General features: G+C 43.7%; 14 protein-coding genes and 1 tRNA gene. 6 read left to right on the top strand and 9 right to left on the bottom strand.

Annotation, left to right across the window (positions count from 1 at the left end):
* Nucleotides 1-4: 4 nt before the first annotated feature.
* The 5 genes from ACW9H9_RS20095 (at nucleotide 5) to ACW9H9_RS20075 (ending at nucleotide 3,452) form a co-directional block, all read left to right on the top strand.
* Nucleotides 5-763, top strand: a complete 759-nt coding sequence (locus ACW9H9_RS20095; protein ID WP_457344892.1) for an MBL fold metallo-hydrolase — start codon at nucleotides 5-7, stop codon at nucleotides 761-763.
* 27 nt (nucleotides 764-790) lie between these two features.
* The gene (gene purC, locus ACW9H9_RS20090; RefSeq protein WP_457344891.1) at nucleotides 791-1,504 is read left to right on the top strand and encodes a phosphoribosylaminoimidazolesuccinocarboxamide synthase; all 714 of its coding nucleotides are present in this window, start codon (nucleotides 791-793) and stop codon (nucleotides 1,502-1,504) included.
* An 83-nt stretch (nucleotides 1,505-1,587) separates the two neighbouring features.
* Nucleotides 1,588-1,677 (top strand) — tRNA-Ser (locus tag ACW9H9_RS20085).
* A 932-nt stretch (nucleotides 1,678-2,609) separates the two neighbouring features.
* Nucleotides 2,610-2,843, top strand: a complete 234-nt coding sequence (locus ACW9H9_RS20080; RefSeq protein ID WP_457344890.1) for a hypothetical protein — start codon at nucleotides 2,610-2,612, stop codon at nucleotides 2,841-2,843.
* 285 nt (nucleotides 2,844-3,128) lie between these two features.
* The gene (locus tag ACW9H9_RS20075; RefSeq protein ID WP_457344889.1) at nucleotides 3,129-3,452 is read left to right on the top strand and encodes a hypothetical protein; all 324 of its coding nucleotides are present in this window, start codon (nucleotides 3,129-3,131) and stop codon (nucleotides 3,450-3,452) included.
* A 141-nt stretch (nucleotides 3,453-3,593) separates the two neighbouring features.
* Here the strand turns inward: ACW9H9_RS20075 and ACW9H9_RS20070 are convergent, their stop codons facing one another.
* From ACW9H9_RS20070 to ACW9H9_RS20040, 7 genes are all read right to left on the bottom strand, one after another.
* Nucleotides 3,594-3,989 (bottom strand): hypothetical protein, encoded by a 396-nt coding sequence (locus tag ACW9H9_RS20070; RefSeq protein ID WP_457344888.1) that lies wholly within the window; start codon nucleotides 3,987-3,989, stop codon nucleotides 3,594-3,596.
* A gap of 28 nt (nucleotides 3,990-4,017) precedes the next feature.
* On the bottom strand, nucleotides 4,018-4,551 hold the full coding sequence (locus ACW9H9_RS20065; protein WP_457344887.1) for a hypothetical protein: 534 nt from the start codon (nucleotides 4,549-4,551) through the stop codon (nucleotides 4,018-4,020).
* A 141-nt stretch (nucleotides 4,552-4,692) separates the two neighbouring features.
* A complete protein-coding gene (gene pilV / locus ACW9H9_RS20060; protein ID WP_457344886.1) occupies nucleotides 4,693-6,450 on the bottom strand; it encodes a shufflon system plasmid conjugative transfer pilus tip adhesin PilV in 1,758 nt (585 codons plus the stop codon).
* A gap of 280 nt (nucleotides 6,451-6,730) precedes the next feature.
* Complete coding sequence (locus ACW9H9_RS20055) at nucleotides 6,731-7,114, bottom strand: hypothetical protein (RefSeq protein WP_449101901.1); 384 nt, start codon at nucleotides 7,112-7,114, stop codon at nucleotides 6,731-6,733.
* Nucleotides 7,115-8,049: 935 nt separating this feature from the next.
* A complete protein-coding gene (locus tag ACW9H9_RS20050; protein WP_457344885.1) occupies nucleotides 8,050-8,976 on the bottom strand; it encodes a replication initiation protein in 927 nt (308 codons plus the stop codon).
* A gap of 247 nt (nucleotides 8,977-9,223) precedes the next feature.
* Nucleotides 9,224-10,084, bottom strand: coding sequence for a DUF7687 domain-containing protein (locus tag ACW9H9_RS20045; RefSeq protein WP_449102193.1), 861 nt, complete (start codon nucleotides 10,082-10,084; stop codon nucleotides 9,224-9,226).
* Nucleotides 10,074-10,283 carry a helix-turn-helix domain-containing protein gene (locus ACW9H9_RS20040; RefSeq protein WP_249921311.1) on the bottom strand — a complete coding sequence of 70 codons (210 nt, stop codon included), beginning with the start codon at nucleotides 10,281-10,283 and terminating at the stop codon, nucleotides 10,074-10,076. The genes ACW9H9_RS20045 and ACW9H9_RS20040 overlap by 11 nt, the downstream gene beginning before the upstream one ends.
* A gap of 116 nt (nucleotides 10,284-10,399) precedes the next feature.
* Between ACW9H9_RS20040 and ACW9H9_RS20035 the strand changes: the two genes are divergently transcribed.
* A complete protein-coding gene (locus ACW9H9_RS20035) occupies nucleotides 10,400-11,260 on the top strand; it encodes a DNA adenine methylase (protein WP_449102194.1) in 861 nt (286 codons plus the stop codon).
* 25 nt (nucleotides 11,261-11,285) lie between these two features.
* Here the strand turns inward: ACW9H9_RS20035 and ACW9H9_RS20030 are convergent, their stop codons facing one another.
* Complete coding sequence (locus ACW9H9_RS20030; RefSeq protein ID WP_457344884.1) at nucleotides 11,286-13,088, bottom strand: hypothetical protein; 1,803 nt, start codon at nucleotides 13,086-13,088, stop codon at nucleotides 11,286-11,288.
* A 494-nt stretch (nucleotides 13,089-13,582) separates the two neighbouring features.
* Nucleotides 13,583-15,154 carry a tyrosine-type recombinase/integrase gene (locus tag ACW9H9_RS20025; RefSeq protein WP_457344883.1) on the bottom strand — a complete coding sequence of 524 codons (1,572 nt, stop codon included), beginning with the start codon at nucleotides 15,152-15,154 and terminating at the stop codon, nucleotides 13,583-13,585.
* Nucleotides 15,155-15,529: the final 375 nt, after the last annotated feature.

Below are 15,529 nucleotides of genomic sequence, written 5' to 3'. Positions count from 1 at the left end.
TCCGATGCGTTTTGCCGTTCTCGGCAGCGGTAGCCAAGGTAACGGCACGCTTGTAGCCCACGACGACACGTACGTCCTGGTGGATTGTGGTTTCTCCCTGCGGGAAACCGAGCGGCGCTTGCTGCGCCTGGGCGTAAATCCGGCGCAGTTGAGCGCGATTCTGGTGACCCACGAACATGCCGACCACGTGCATGGCGTGGGTTTGCTGTCTCGGCGCTACAATCTTCCGGTGTACTTGAGTCGCGGCACCCTGCGCGGGATGCGCAAACCCGTAGAACCCGCAGGTTTCCTGGCCGGCGGTGAGCGGCTGCAGATCGGTGCCTTGAGCATTGATGTGATCGCAGTGGCTCACGATGCCCTGGAACCGACGCAATACGTATTCAACGACGGCTCGCGGCGCTTCGGCCTGCTGACCGACCTGGGTTCTTATTGCGCGAAGGTGCTGGAGGGGTATCGCGACCTCGATGCCTTGATGATCGAGTCCAACCACTGCCGTGACCTGCTGGCTCGTGGGCACTACCCCTACTTTCTCAAGCAGCGGGTGGGCGGCGAGCTGGGACATTTGAACAACCACCAGGCGGCATACCTGGTGTATGAGTTGGGCTGGCAAGACCTGCAATATCTGGTGCTGGCCCACCTGAGCAGCAAGAACAACCTGCCAGCGCTTGCGCGGCAATGTTTTGTCGACACCCTCGGGTGCGACCCGGACTGGCTGCAACTGGCCGATCAAGATTCAGGGCTCGACTGGCGACACATCGCCTAGCCCACCATTTAGCAAGCGGAGCCCATCATGGAAAAACGTGAAGAACTCTACCGCGGCAAAGCCAAGTCGGTTTACAAGACCGACGACGCCAACCGCTTGATCCTGCTGTTTCGTAACGACACCTCGGCGTTCGACGGCAAGCGCATCGAACAGCTCGACCGCAAAGGCATGGTGAACAACAAGTTCAACGCCTTCATCATGCAAAAACTCGAAGCGGCCGGCATCCCGACGCAATTCGACAAGCTGCTGGGCGACAACGAATGCCTGGTGAAGAAGCTGGACATGATCCCGGTCGAATGCGTCGTGCGTAACTACGCCGCTGGCAGCCTGGTCAAGCGCCTGGGTGTGGAGGAGGGCCTCAAGCTCAACCCATACACCTTCGAACTGTTCCTGAAGGACGACGCCAAGGGCGACCCGTTCATCAACGAATCCCACGTGGTGGCCTTCGGCTGGGGCACCGCCGAGCAACTGACGCGCATGAAAGCGTTGTCCCTCAAGGTCAACGACGTGCTGAGCAAGTTGTTCGACGACGCAGGCCTGCTGCTGGTCGACTTCAAACTGGAATTCGGCGTCTTCCACGACGGCTCCATCGTACTGGGCGACGAATTCAGCCCGGACGGTTGCCGCCTGTGGGACAAAGACACCCGCAAGAAGATGGACAAAGACCGCTTCCGCCAGGGCCTCGGTGACGTCATCGAAGCTTACGAAGAAGTCGCCAACCGTCTCGGCGTACCGCTGTAATTAACGCAAGCATCTGATAGCACGGAAAAAAATCGCTTCGGCGCTTTGCTTCTGCGAAACAGGCTGTTATGATGCGCGCCGTTGGAGAGATGCCAGAGTGGCCGAATGGGACGGATTCGAAATCCGTTGTACCTTCACCGGTACCTAGGGTTCGAATCCCTATCTCTCCGCCATATTGAAAAAAACCTTATAAATCAATGATTTACGAGGTCGTAGAAACGGCGATTTGTAGCAGTGTTTTGTAGCAAAATTTGTAGCGAATTTTGTTTATGAGCCAAGCCTACAAGTCGCCGTTTTTTTATGCCTGTCGTTTGGGCTTCCTACCGCTCGCTTAGAGCTTCTTTGGCCTTCTTGGCTACCCAGCCCTATCACTGACCTGCTGATGCCTCTGGTGAGCCTGTGGGCTGTTCTCCTGCTCGATTCGGTATCGAGTTCGCTAAGGGGCTGAGGCTCTAAAATCGCGTGTTGAGCAATAATGGCTATTTGATTGTTTTTTGCCATCAAGACGGATATCTTTGACGCACATACACATACACATACACATATATATACACATACACGGAGTCTGATATGGCCGGGAAAATGTGCCCTAGCTGCGGAGAGCAAACATTTTTCGCAACTTCAACAGGGCGGAAATGCTCGAAATGCGATCATACGATGACATTGCCTGCAAACGGCGGGAAGGGAGGGCAGGGTAAAAAATGCTCAAACTGCGGTGAGCAAAAAGTCTTTAGTAATGCCTGCCGTGGATGTGGTGCAAAATATTCTTGATAGCGGGGTCTGATCTGTTTTCCTGCTTGATCTGGATCGAGGTCGCCAAGCGGGTGGAGGCTCCGCATCCTCCTGATTGGGGACCGGTGCTGTGAGTTTACATCCGAGGGGGCAACTGATACTTTTTGGCCATCACTTGACCACCCACAGAAGGAAGCTGTTATGGCTCGCTATGATGACGATGAAGATCAATGCTACATGTGTGAAGGCAAAGGTGTGGCTCCGTGTCCGCTAGAATACGGTGGTCGTCACCCTGAAAGCTGCCCATCTTGTGGAGGTGCTCAAAAACTTGATCCTTGTCCGTCCTGTGATGGCACTGGTAAGGATTGAGACCATGAGCAGCGACAAGAAATCATCTTTTGATTCAGCTCTGAACAAAATGATGGGTGATGCTTGGGTGGAAGTTAAAAGCGACTTCTCCTGTGGCAGTACACTTGATAAAACCGCCTCGACAGCAAAATTGCTGGGGAAGGGTGCTTTGTTTTTGGGGGCGAAATTCGTCAAAAAACTACCTGAAACAGTTGAGAAAATGAAAGAGAACCAAGCGAAGCAAGCCAAGAAAGGCTAGTTTTTTTATTGCTGTCGTTCTTAAAAAAGCCACTTCGGTGGCTTTTTTATTATTTGCTTTTTACGGACATGTCTGCGAAGAAAGGTCCAGTCCAAGTATGCACACCAGAGAAGACTCCGCATTCGTGGCTTTGGCGGCTGGATACGGAACCAGCTAACTGACTATGAGCACCGTCTTCCGGTGCGGCTGGCGGGGGGGGCTTTTGTGCCGTCAAAGGATCGCCAATTTGTTTTGCGTCGTCTAAGCTGCTTAGACGTGATTCTGGAAAGAAGGAAGGGATACCATATGTGGTTACGCGAGCTTTTGAGCAAAGTGAATGAGGCTTCCCCGAAGTCTATAAAAGACATTAATGACGCTTACGATTACAAAGATGAGCATCCGCAAGGAAAGAAAGACTCACTATTCGTCGCTTGCGGGCAGTGTAATGGGTATAACGAACTTCAATACATATACGATGAGAAATTAGAGCCTCATATTTCAAAGGGTCTAATCAAGAAGGATGAAGCTATCAAAGCATTGTCCGAGTGTTGTGCTGAGTTAAAGACTCCGCGAAACAGAGAAGACTTTTATAAGAAATTGTCGCAAAAGCTTTTGGTGATGATTAAATAAGTTTCGCATTCTTTAAACTCGGAAATTATTAAAAGGCCATTAGTGGCCTTTTACTGCAGCAGAATATGTTGGTTTACTTGCAAGTCTCGTAAGTTTTGCCGTAGTTGATGCTGTTTTTTTATTAGAGTTATTATTATTTTTTCATTTTTTATATCTGCATATTTCATATGCTGCGAGACCACCCGCTGACCATTGTAGTGCTCCACGACGATAGATATAATTTCCAATCATATAAAGTTCAGTGCCATATAGAAGTTCCACGCTAAGTATGGGCGGTGATATATGCCAATAAAACATTGCATACTTCTTTTCTTGATTTACTTCAAAAATATAAGTTCGTATAACTGATTCATCATGAAAACATCCTTCATCCGGTGCAGGAACATCAGGAATAACAGGTGTATCATTTTTAAAATTTATGCTTTTATTTGGCAACGCTCCACCATTCGATTGTTCCAGTGGTATTTTAATTGTGTAGGCTGCTTGTGTAATGCTTGTGATACTTAAAGCTAGTATTGCGACGATGATTTTTTTCATGTTGTATCTCCATTTATTTTTATGTATTTTATTGCTCGCATATCTGGTCCTTTTGGGCATAGCCTGCATAGAATTTAGATGCGTTGTTCAAGGTGCAAAATCTAGAAGATGCGGGTAATTTAGGGCCGCTATAGTTCTTGTCTACAACAATGCTCCCGGCTGAAATGTTTCTAATTCCATTTAGGTTTGTTAATGGGTTCATTATTAGGTGTAATGTTCCGTTAATATTTGTTATATTTTCTAGGCTATCTAAATTAGTTAGTTGGTTGTTGGCGAGATAAATTCCACTCAAGCTAGTTAGTGGGTATTGCTCATTTGGAAGGCTTGATAGGTTTTTGCCGACCGCCGAGAGATTGTTCAAGTTATTGGCTATCCCATTACTTGTAACAAAAACCTCCCATGCCGTTAATCTCTTTTCACACTCTTCTGGGTACGCATCACGTTGATTCAAACAATCCCAAGGCCCATCTGGCACAGTGGGTATAGGTTCTGGTGAAACTACATCGACTTGTTTAAAAATTATTGATGAGTTAGGAAGTACCCCGCCTTTGGATTGCTCCATTGGTATTACTATCCTGTAACCTGCTTGTGCTGTGCTTGTTAACGCTATGAGTGCTGTTAATGCTATTATTGTTATTTTCATAAAGTGATAAAATGTTTGTTGTTTATATCTTACCACGCAAATTGAAAAGTCAATAAAAAATCATTTTTTCATACAGGCAAGTAACGCCATGTTTTTAGGGCGTGTTTCTGTACCTCCAAAATTTTCAACAGTAATAGTATGAGTATGTAATCCGTCAAAGTCGGAATATACAGACTGATCCCCATACCAGTTCTCATCGCCTAACACAGCGTTTCCCGGCTGTCCCGGCTGTAAATAGTTATCTTTGGCAATATCATCTACCGGGGATCTATCCCTTACAAAAGTTGATTTATGATTGTGAAGCCCAGCATTTGATGCTGTAGCGTTGTGTTTGTGGCTTTTCAAGTCGTCATCCTGAGCCGATGCTAAAGCTCTCCCCGGATCAACGCCCTTGCCATTGTCCCAAGCTCTTACGAACTGGCCGCGTAGGTCGAGTGTTCCGCCTGAGCCGTTTGCTGCTATCCAACCCGGTGGGCAGGTAGTGGCGTTAAAAAACGCATACATTCCAGTCGTTGATTGAGTTGTCCAGATACCAGACTCACAAGAAAGAATTAGCCCTTTGGAATCCCTAGCCAACAAGCCATTGGGGGAGCAACCGCCGCCAGCGGTTTCGACTTTGGTTAAATTGATATTGCTCTCAAACTGTCCAAGTCCTTTGACCGTTAGAGTTCCATCCATTTTGGTGTTACCTAAAACAGTCAAGTCTTTTTTGACGTTCATGTAATTGGTGTTTATTTCGTCAGAAAATATAGTGTCCGTGTAGAGCGTCTTGATTAGTCCTTTTCCTGCGGATAACGTATCTATAACCTGATAGGCAACCTCTGTTCCTGCGTCGTCTTGGGGAAGTATTCCACAAGGTGCCTTTTGACCTGATTCGATAAGTGTATCTGCTGAGTGTGTGAAGACAGGACATAGCCTATCAAGCATTACTCGTTGGCTTGTGGATGAGTTGACAGCAATATCTACCGCAACTGGGCTACCTGTTTCGGTGTGTATCCCGATACCACAATCTACCGTTTTCGATTCCCAAGCACTGCTGCTTGTATTCTTTTCCCATTTGATACAGCGAAGCCTGTTATGCCCTTTGGACTCTTTAAAAGCAACGGCTGATCCTAGCATTGAATTTGTGCCATCTACTCTTAAATACTCGTTACCGCCCTCACGGTCGTAGGTGGCGACCAACGTGCAATCCGCCTTTAACGCGAGGCATTCAGTATTGGTTATTTTTGTAGCTGGGTCGGAGAGTGCAGCAAAATAAAACTGATGACCGCCTGTTACGTTTAAAGAGTCATTAGCATTGGCGGCAATTTTGGCCCTGTTGTAATAACGGAAATTGTCGGAAAATGATTTTAAATTTTTAGGTTGAAAAATGACCTTGTAATTTTTTATAAAACCTTCTTCATCTGGGGTTATTTTTGCTTTCGCAATGAAGTCATACGGAACCTTTGACCAGAATTTACAAGGAAGTAGTTGAGTTGATTTTTCTTTAGATAATACAGGCACCCAGCTCTTCGGGTTTCCGCAAGTGGAATCTTTGGCGATAAATTCATTATTTAGCATTTCAAGGATGGCCGGGGAACCGCTCCACTCGCGGCCATTCTTGAAGTTATCAATGTCCCAGCCATCGAGGTGGATACGTTTGTCAAAGGCGGTAATGATGGAAACTATATCTTTTCCGAAGATAGTGGCTTGCTGCTCTCGCTGCTGCTCCAGATACCAATATAGGAAGCTAACGACAAGGGCCATTACGATTGAAAGTGAAAGAAGCGTCTCGAAAAGAGTTAAACCTTTTTGTCTTTTGTTTAGTTCATGTGTCATGGTTTCTATTTATGTTCTTATATTTACAATAACATAAAAGACAAACAATAAAAGTGTATGTATCGTAGTGAGGTATAACTAAAGGTTCGGGGATGTATCCTTGAACATACGGCTGTCTAGAACAAGCGAAAAAGTAGTCGGCATATTCTACTCTGTGGGAGTAGGATATATGTCCGTGAAGCATAGGGTAATGAATTTCCTGCGGTGTAGGAATGAGTATGTCCGCAAAGCGAAAATAGCTTCACGGGTATAAGTATGTAAAGTGGGGCTTTACATATATTTATAGTTTAATGTCCAGCTTTTCGATAACGGATTGTTTGTATTCGTCGGCTTCAAGGTCTATTTTTATTTTTGCTTCTTTCCACTGTTCTTCATAGAGGTCTTGCCATCGTGCTACTAATGAATGGACAATCATATCAAGGTTTTGTTGTTTGACACTGTTCCCGCTTCTAGCAAACTCTTTAATGAGAGCATCGTTGGATATTGATTTGCAGCCTGAAAACGCTGCTATCAGCTTTTTGGCAAGGTTTGAGGTCATTCGGATATCATGAAGCTCATCCATTTCTATTAGTTTTACAAACATAATTAAAAACTTTTGACGCTCACGTCTTTTAAAACCACCAACCATACCGCCTATTTTTCCTGCATATTCCATCCTGTTCATAATTAGAAATCCTATGTTGTTATAATACCAATACCATAGGTTTAATGTATGTCAATGCTTCAAGGTCATATCTCCGAACCTTCAACTATTTCAGGTTTTGCTTCCGGGATATATATTGTAGGAAATTGGCTGCTTTCGATTTTTTTGAAATTTTAACGTCACCAATCCCCACATTTTTTTGTGAAATTAATTTGAGAGCGATTTTTGAGTTTTTGCAGTGTCGTTTTTTGTTCTGCTTTGTGGCAAATATCAACTAAGTGATTTGCTTAGGGTTGAACCCTATTTGCTCATTAACGTCCGACCTTATATTTATTTTCGTTTTGCTATTGACAAGGATTTTTGCTGTAAATAAGCCATAATTCAATGGTTAAAAAATTAAATATCTAAAAAATTCGATGAAAACGTTAAATTTTCACGGCAATTTTTTCAAGAAAATAATTTTTGTAAAAAGTCGATTTTTGGTTACTGCCCCAAATCGCTTTCGGGATATTTAGGCTTATCAGCCCAGTGAGTGATATTCACCCATTTTGATGAATTTTGAAAAGTGTGAAATTTTCATCAGGAGAGAAATTTGATATGTATGTATACATACATATCGGTTGGGGGACATATCTCCCAACCTATGGAAGTATTGGGTTGAGTGGTTAACGCTGTTTTGGACTGTTTTTGATATAGGCTTTTTACACTAACCATAATGCTGCGAGGTGTAACGCATTTGGCTATTTTAGGCGTGTAGTGGTGTGGTTTAGTGTCGTTGTATCAACGGAGTGGAAGAACACCGATTTTAACCAATTCCGTGCGTTATATCGATATCGCTGGGGCGGTGTATGTATATGTGGGGGATACGGGGAGGAAGGGGAAGGAAAGGAAAGGAAGATGAAACACCCTCACCGGGTGCTATTATCTGATATAGGCTTTTGAGACAGATTATAATGTTATATCTGCTTTGACCATCTGTATGCGGTTGCTCGTCCAACAGCCATCTGCCTCATAACTTCTTGTACTGTTGCTCCTGATTTTAGTAATAGGATACCTTGTTCTCTTTTTGTCTTTCCGTTGGCTTTGCCGCCTTTCTTTCCCCTTATTGCCTGTATTCTGCTTGTGTGAGTTCTGGCGACATAATCGCCAAAAGAGTCACGGTTAAAGTTTCTATGCGTCCACTTCGCTACACTCTTTGCTGTGTGTTTAACCTCAGACATATCCAGCGGTGTAGAAAAATTGACGTTGTAGCCAGTGGCACGGTCAAGGCAAGCGTTTAACCATTGGTTGTAGTCGGGCCAGCCTTGGCGGATGGCTTTGTATGCCCACGCCCTTAACTCATCGAAAAGCATACAGTTGCGACCCAAGCCGTAATCCTCTACGGGCTTCTCTCTGGCCTTTTCCGGCGTTAAATCAACGTAGTCAGCCAAATAGTCCAAGGTGTATGGATCGGCCTGCCATTGGGTCACTATCCAGTGGGAATTGATCGGGTTCTTACAGATCAGGCCGGAATAGCCTCTGTCTGCTCCTAGGCGACTACGCAAGCCAGCCTCAACGGCTGCTGCGTAGCGTAAAGGTGCGGTTTTGCCGTCGATTGCGGTTCGGACAGGGGTTTGTAACAGGTAGAGCAAATGAGCGTGCCCATTGGCTGGATTTCGAGCTATTAGGTTCGGAGCTGGTGCCCCAACGTTGTCCCAGTGCATACCGGCATCGGCTCGGTCTAAGTCAAAAACCATCCAATATCTATGCGTTGGGCCGTTCGGCTGTATAAGTCGTGCAAGTTTTGCTTTTTCTTTTTTGTTGATTTTTAAGCCGTTAGTTAAGTCGTCGGCGTGGTAAGGTCTTCTTGGTAAGTAGTCCTCAAATAGTTTTATGCATCCCATTGTTATCCTCTTCTAATAGTTATTTAGAAAAAGAAAACCTTGGGAGATGACTTGACAATAATTTTTATGGTGGTTAAATGGTTGTGTTGATTAAAGTTTTTAAAATATTGTAGTAGTATCCTTCGCCACCTTCCCCAAGGTGGTTTTCTTTTTCTGCTCCTTTCAAGTTGCCACACTTTCGAGGTTTGTCAAACTCGGATGGTGAAAAGCCCGCAATTAAGCAGGCTTTTTTGTCTTTAAATTTTGGTTAAATAGAGCTTGGGCGTGCTGAAAGCTGTTGTTTCCATTCGTTGACAAGAACCGGAAGCCTGTGAACAACTTCGCGGCCAAAAATTACTTCATCAATATACCCCATATGCAGCATATCTATGATTCTGCACAGGTACGAGCGACCGCACTCCCACCAAGTAAAATAGTCATCAACTACTAGCATATGATGAATTTTTTGATGTCCTGCTTGTTCTAATTCCGTGAGTTCCATGCCGTCTAATAGAGACTCATACACGCCGTCAGCAACACGGCTGCCGAAAGTAGTAGTGTAATAATATTCTTTGATTTCCCATATTGCGATGGGGTTGATTACAGCAGGAAAAGCACCATCAACCCTACGTGATAGGGTTCTTAGTGGCATACGATTATGGGTAACTGTGGTTAAGCTTCTTGGGTCGTAGTCGCAAGAATATGAGCCGATATTAGCGTCCACCAACATATTAACCATGCCGGTAAGAAAGGCGTAATTTTTCTTTTCGGCCTTCTGCTTGTTAAGAGGTAGCGGGCAAGTAGGTCGCAATTGATCATGAAGCTGATTGAAAAGCTCTTCCGCTTCGTCTTTGTTCATCAAATTGAGACGAACAACATTGTTCAGGATTTCAGAGCGGTAAGTAAAATAGTCGATTAGCACGTTACCAAACTGGGTGAGGTTTCCGTGGGTGTCTTCAATGTGTGCGAGCGACAAGTCAAGCTTGTCGAAAGCTTTGTGAAGCTGTTGTCGGTTTGGTATCAGAATGGTTTTCGTACCTTTGTCTGTATAACCGACTCCCTGACTAATGGTGCGAACATTAGCCCAAAACTCTCTAGATTGGCTTAGAAAACGGATATCAGCTTTCAAGATACTTCCCTATAAAATCCATCAACGGCACCCCAATGGCGTCGCAAATTTTTTCTAGCTCATATAAATCTAATCGCTGCTCGCCACTTTCGTATTTACTCACAAACGATTGTGTTTCATTGATTCGTTCAGCAAGTTGTGCTTGAGTAAGTCCAGACTCAAGACGATATTGGCGAAGAATTAAGTGATATCTATGCATTTTGGCCATTTACCGAATATAAAATATCTGGTACGATATTCAAAATCAGAATATTGATCAGGTTGGAGGACGTCGCATTGGGGCAAATACAGAGAGATCTTTTTGAGAAAGAGGCCGTGAAACCCCCTTCTTTAAAAACCCAAGCTTTTAAAAGCCAACTACTAAAATGGGTAGGAAATAAGCAAAAACAAGCTGAAGATATTATTAGTTATTTCCCTCAACATTACGGCACATATTTTGAACCGTTTCTAGGAAGTGGGGGTGTCCTTGGTACTTTAAGTCCAAACAAAGCGATAGCAAGTGACGTGTTTCCTCCACTTGTAGAGATATGGACCGCGTTGCATAAGGATAAAGAGTCGCTTAAAAAATGGTATCAGGAACGACATGAGCTAGTCGCTATACTAGGGAAAAAAGAAGCCTATAAGAAGGTTCTGGATTCTTATAATGCTTCTCCTAATGGTGCTGATCTGGTTTTTATCCTTCGCACCTGCTATGGCGGTGTTGTGAGGTTTCGGAAAAAAGACGGTTTTATGTCTACCCCTTGCGGGGCACATAATCCTATGCCGCCTGAAAAGTTTTCTCATAGGGTTGATTTGTGGAGCGAAAGAACAAAAGGCGTTGAATTTTTCTTATGTGATTTTGAAGAGTCGATGGATAAAGCAAAACAAGGGGATTTGATTTATTGCGACCCTCCTTATGTTGATAGTCAAACAATTTTATATGGTGCCCAGTCTTTCTCGCTCAGCCGCTTGCTCAATAAAATAGAAGAGTGTAAGCGTCGTGGTGTCTATGTTGCGTTGAGTATTGACGGAACAAAATTTTCAGGAAAGAAGTTGTGTGATGTGGATGTTCCTGATGGTTTGTTTGAGCAAGAAGTATTTATCAATGTTGGCCGTTCGATGCTTAAACGTTTTCAAATGGATGGTAAGAGTTTAGAAGATCACTTGGTTACAGACCGATTGCTTCTTACGTACTAAGTAAAAAAGCCCTGTAATGGGGCTTTTATTTGTTCTTGTATAAACTTCTTCTTTCTCTCGCTGCCTTTGCGTCTGCGGCTTCCTGTTTATCAAATTCTATTATTTGGGTACTGGTGAATGCGTCGGATATGAATAGCTGGACCTTTTCTTTAAAGCCAAAATTAACCATATCAGGGTCTAGTCCTTTTTCTTCAAGCTGCTCTTTAACAGACCATAGGTAGTCGTGTCGCTTTTCTTTTCCCATGTATTTAGCGGTTTGTAAGATGTTTTCTTTCATTTCTTGATACAGGGTTTCTGTGTTCTCATGCATTCTATTTGCATGAAGAACCTTATCCACCTTTACGTCAAATTTATGGATTAGTGGTTCTAGTTTTTCATCAAGTATCGTTATGGCTTGCTTAATTCTTTTGTGCTTTGTCGATTCTGCTGTCACTTTTCCTTTTAAATCATTTAGGTTTTTTTGTAATTTGTCTTTTTCTGTTTTGAAGTTCTTCCCTAGCTCTACTTTTTTATTTTGTAGCTGTGTAATGTCTTGCTGAATATCTATTCGTTTTTGCGTGAGGGTGCTAAGGGTTATCGTGTTTTCTTTGATTTTGCTGTCAAATTGGGCGAGCCTTTTGCCCCAATGTGTTTCGGACTTTTCAATCTTTATTTGTAAATTAAGGCTGATTTGTTGCCCTTGGCGTATTTCTTGGTCAATCGTGCCTTTTGTTTGTTGCTTGTTCTCGATTTCTATTGAGACTTCCTCAAGTTTATTTTGTTTATCTTCAAGTTGCTCTTGTCGCAATGTATAAAGGTTAAATGCCCTATCTTCTTTGGCTTTCTTACTTTCAAGCCTGATTTTCTTTCTAAGTTCAAGGTTTTCTTTGGTCTGTTCCAATCTATTAGCTACAAGCGGAATATTTTCATTTTTGAATTTTTTATTTATGTGCTTGTAAAATAGCTCCTGCAACGCTTCGCCTATTATTTGGCTCTCCTGATATGTCTGTTGCTTGGTGTTTACAGGCGTGTAACTCTTGAAAAACTCAACATGTTTAATGACTTTATTGGCAAGCACGGCTTGTTGTTCTGTCAGGTCATATTCGCCCGTTCTTTTGTTTTTACAGTCGATAAAAATATGAGGATGGTCACCAATCTTATTTTTACCTCCCTCTAATTCATCGCCGTGGTAAACCGTCAATAGGACGTTATAGTCGGGAAAATATTTGGCATAAAAGTCCTGAATGGCTGAAACATAAAATTCAGCCGGTAGGTCTACTTGGTTGTGCATGGGGAATTTGAAGAAAGCCTCTTGGATAACTGTTTTACGGCCATCCAGCGGCTTTTCTGCTTGGGTGATGGTGTTGTGTAGGTCTATGTAGTTTTGGACGCTTTTGAGCTTCTGGGCTTTTCTGCTGACCTCGAAGGCTTCAAAATCTTCTTTGACCTGTTCGCCGTCGATGTAATCGCCACGGTCTATCAGATCATCAAGGTAGGCGGCTATGGGGTGGCCTGCCTCATCTTTAATAATTTTCTTGATTTTGTATTTATATTTGCCTTTGGTTTCTATGTCTTCTTTTCTCTGCTCTTTGCTTCTATTGACCAGATGAAAAGGCGTTAGTGTGTCTTTAATGAATGACAAGGCCGACGCCTCATTCATTGGCACAGGCTTGCCATTGACTATAAATATATTGTTATGGGAGAGGTCTTCATCCCATTGGATTTTCTTTTCTTCTTTGCTGTGAACACGCAAGGAATGCTTTAAGGATTTGCCTAATTTTTTAAGTGTAGAGACTGAAAAATTAAGTCTCTTATATAGCATTGTTGTGCTTTTGATTTCATTGCTCATTTAACCCTCAGTAGTTGTTATTTTTTACTCCTAAATTTCAGCGAGATGCTTTTGCTTTGCTCTTGGGTATCCAAAGGGGCACCCTTTGGCCCGGCGTTACCACTTCTCATCTTTTGCGAAGCAAAAGTGTGAAGTTGTAACCAAAGGGTTGATAATTGATAAGTGCTTCATATCGCTTTGCTCATTGCCCTTGTAGTAATTTTACCATAGATTAAATTTTTATCAAGTTAGTAGGCTGTTTGTGCTTGCGTATGTGTATGTGCGTGTTAGTAATCTTTATTGTTGTTATCTATTATATTTGATATCTATACATTGATAACTAAAGACGCAAGCGTATGCGTGCGTATACATGAGGCGTGTGCAGGGGCGTGCATTATGCGAGGGTTGTTAGAAGGTTAAGGCTTCTTTCTGGTAGGTCAAAAGCTCTTCTGGTGGGTAAGAGCTTAGGAGCCTTTGATTGTTGTTCTGGGTTTTAACGTGTAACGCTTGCGATTTTAGATTTTTAGCTTGTATTTTAGTTTTGATATTGCTTCGTGTTTTTGCTTCGGGCTTGGTCCTGCACTATACACGTCAAATGTGATGGTTCCGGTCTCATGTCCGACGATTGATGCGATGAGTATTCCGGGCACGTCGGCACGTTGTAATTGAGTGATAACGGTCTTCCGAAAACTGTGGAAAACAAATTGGCTGTTATATTCAAGTGTGGTTTTTAATCTGCCAAATTGTTTACTGAGTGCATCGGAGCGGTTTCCGTATTTGTTTCCTGCAGGTGAGTTAATCAAAAAACCGTCTTTTGAATTACGGATCAATTTTTCTACAGTTGCCTTGATTGCGGGGTGTATCGGGGTATGTCGCTCACTGGCGGCAGTTTTCCCATCATAGAAGTAGAAGCATTGAATGCCTTCCTCGGTAACTATGTCTTGGGTTTGAAGCTGACAAAGCTCTTCAATTCGTGCTCCGGTGTGAGCACCTAAAAGAATTAGGTCTGTGAGGATTTCACGGTTTTTTGTGGCTTTTGCTGCTTCATAGAGTTTTGTAACGTCTTCCGGTGTGAATGCCTTCCTTTCCATTGATCCATCGTTCCTTTTGCTGCGGTTGACTGGGAAATCGTGCTTTTCAAAGGGGGATTGCTGGTCGCGGTGCAACTTTTTAAAATTTTCGTCGTGCTTGATGGCCCACTTCCAAAAGCTTGACCCCGCGAATAGGTATTGCTTTTTGGTCTTAATAGAAAGGTCGAGAGTATCGAGATAGCTGGCAATGCTTTCATGGTTGAGGTCGCGTTGCTCTGCCTCAAGCCAAGCATTTATCAATTTCAAGCGTTTTGCCTGTGTATCTACTGTCTTCTGGATGATTCCCTTGGTCTTGGCCTGATACGCTTCAAATGACGTGATTCTGTTCGTTGTAATAGGTGACTTGATTTTGTAGTGTTTTGGGTTTTCAATAATTGACTTTATTTCTTCAATGCTGCCAACGCTCATTGGGCGGGAAACAGTCATAATATAGTGCTGCATTACTTTATTAAGCCGAATCCAATCGTTGAACCTTTCTATCTTTCTTTCAAGCGATATTTCTTCGCCTAGCTCGTACCACTTCGCCTTGAATTTCATAAATTCGACGTAGGGGAGTTCTTCTTCTGCGTCAAAATCGGATTCAAACGCTTCCTGCGGGGATTTCCATGGTTGAGCGTTTGAGATGAGATCGCAAGTGTGGATCTCAATTTGGTCGAATTTCTCACGGCTGAACGATAGGTCTAGCTCATCGGTTTGGTTGCTGGTGACGATGTTCATCAAGCCTGCCTGCTGCCGAGTTTCTATCAGCTTCGAAATGTCATAGGACTTTTCTGACAGTTCGTCAGGGGTTGGCCCCGCAACGAGTCTCCTAGCGTTTGCTATCGACTGCTTCCAGATTTGTAGGAACGCTAATTTTTTCACCTGAGCTTCTGGCTTGCTCCCGGTCTTCAGTGACTCGGTGAACTCGGTTCGGTTCAGGATGTGCCTAACGTCCTTCGGGATGCTTAGGCGGACGTGCCAATTTCCTGACCGTAGAACTAGGTTGTCGCTTGCCATTTTCGCCCCTGAGCCTTGGGTGTTGATGCCGAAAAGGTAGCGGATTTTTTATTTTATTTGTAGCAAAAATTTGTAGCAAAATCGCTTTTGTTGTCTGTATTGCTTGGTTTTAAAGGGCTGCAGGGTATGATTCGGAAAGTCCCTATCTCTCCGCCATCATTCGAAAAGCCCCACAGATCAAGGTCTGCGGGGCTTTTTTGTTACCGCTTTGTACGTAGGGTTTGTACGTACAGCGCGGCAACGAAATTTTTTAAATGTGGACTTCTGTGGGTCCAAATTTTCTTCAATCGACAACGCCTGTGAAAGGGCTCCATGGCCCTTAAGGATGGTCTGAAGTAGGCCACTATGTTTCGACAGCCGAGCCATAGACGCTTT

Source organism: Pseudomonas sp. SDO5215_S409 (assembly GCF_054071325.1).
Note: the sequence above shows the minus strand (reverse complement) of the source record. Positions and strands in the feature narration are given on the sequence as shown.

Bases quoted from the DNA above. Each gene is read 5' to 3' on its own strand.
- ACW9H9_RS20095 (WP_457344892.1), top strand. From the start codon at position 5: ATGCGTTTTGCCGTTCTCGGCAGCGGTAGCCAAGGTAACGGCACGCTT.
- purC (WP_457344891.1), top strand. From the start codon at position 791: ATGGAAAAACGTGAAGAACTCTACCGCGGCAAAGCCAAGTCGGTTTAC.
- ACW9H9_RS20080 (WP_457344890.1), top strand. From the start codon at position 2,610: ATGAGCAGCGACAAGAAATCATCTTTTGATTCAGCTCTGAACAAAATG.
- ACW9H9_RS20075 (WP_457344889.1), top strand. From the start codon at position 3,129: ATGTGGTTACGCGAGCTTTTGAGCAAAGTGAATGAGGCTTCCCCGAAG.
- ACW9H9_RS20070 (WP_457344888.1), bottom strand. From the start codon at position 3,989: ATGAAAAAAATCATCGTCGCAATACTAGCTTTAAGTATCACAAGCATT.
- ACW9H9_RS20065 (WP_457344887.1), bottom strand. From the start codon at position 4,551: ATGGAGCAATCCAAAGGCGGGGTACTTCCTAACTCATCAATAATTTTT.
- pilV (WP_457344886.1), bottom strand. From the start codon at position 6,450: ATGACACATGAACTAAACAAAAGACAAAAAGGTTTAACTCTTTTCGAG.
- ACW9H9_RS20055 (WP_449101901.1), bottom strand. From the start codon at position 7,114: ATGAACAGGATGGAATATGCAGGAAAAATAGGCGGTATGGTTGGTGGT.
- ACW9H9_RS20050 (WP_457344885.1), bottom strand. From the start codon at position 8,976: ATGGGATGCATAAAACTATTTGAGGACTACTTACCAAGAAGACCTTAC.
- ACW9H9_RS20040 (WP_249921311.1), bottom strand. From the start codon at position 10,283: ATGCATAGATATCACTTAATTCTTCGCCAATATCGTCTTGAGTCTGGA.
- ACW9H9_RS20030 (WP_457344884.1), bottom strand. From the start codon at position 13,088: ATGAGCAATGAAATCAAAAGCACAACAATGCTATATAAGAGACTTAAT.
- ACW9H9_RS20025 (WP_457344883.1), bottom strand. From the start codon at position 15,154: ATGGCAAGCGACAACCTAGTTCTACGGTCAGGAAATTGGCACGTCCGC.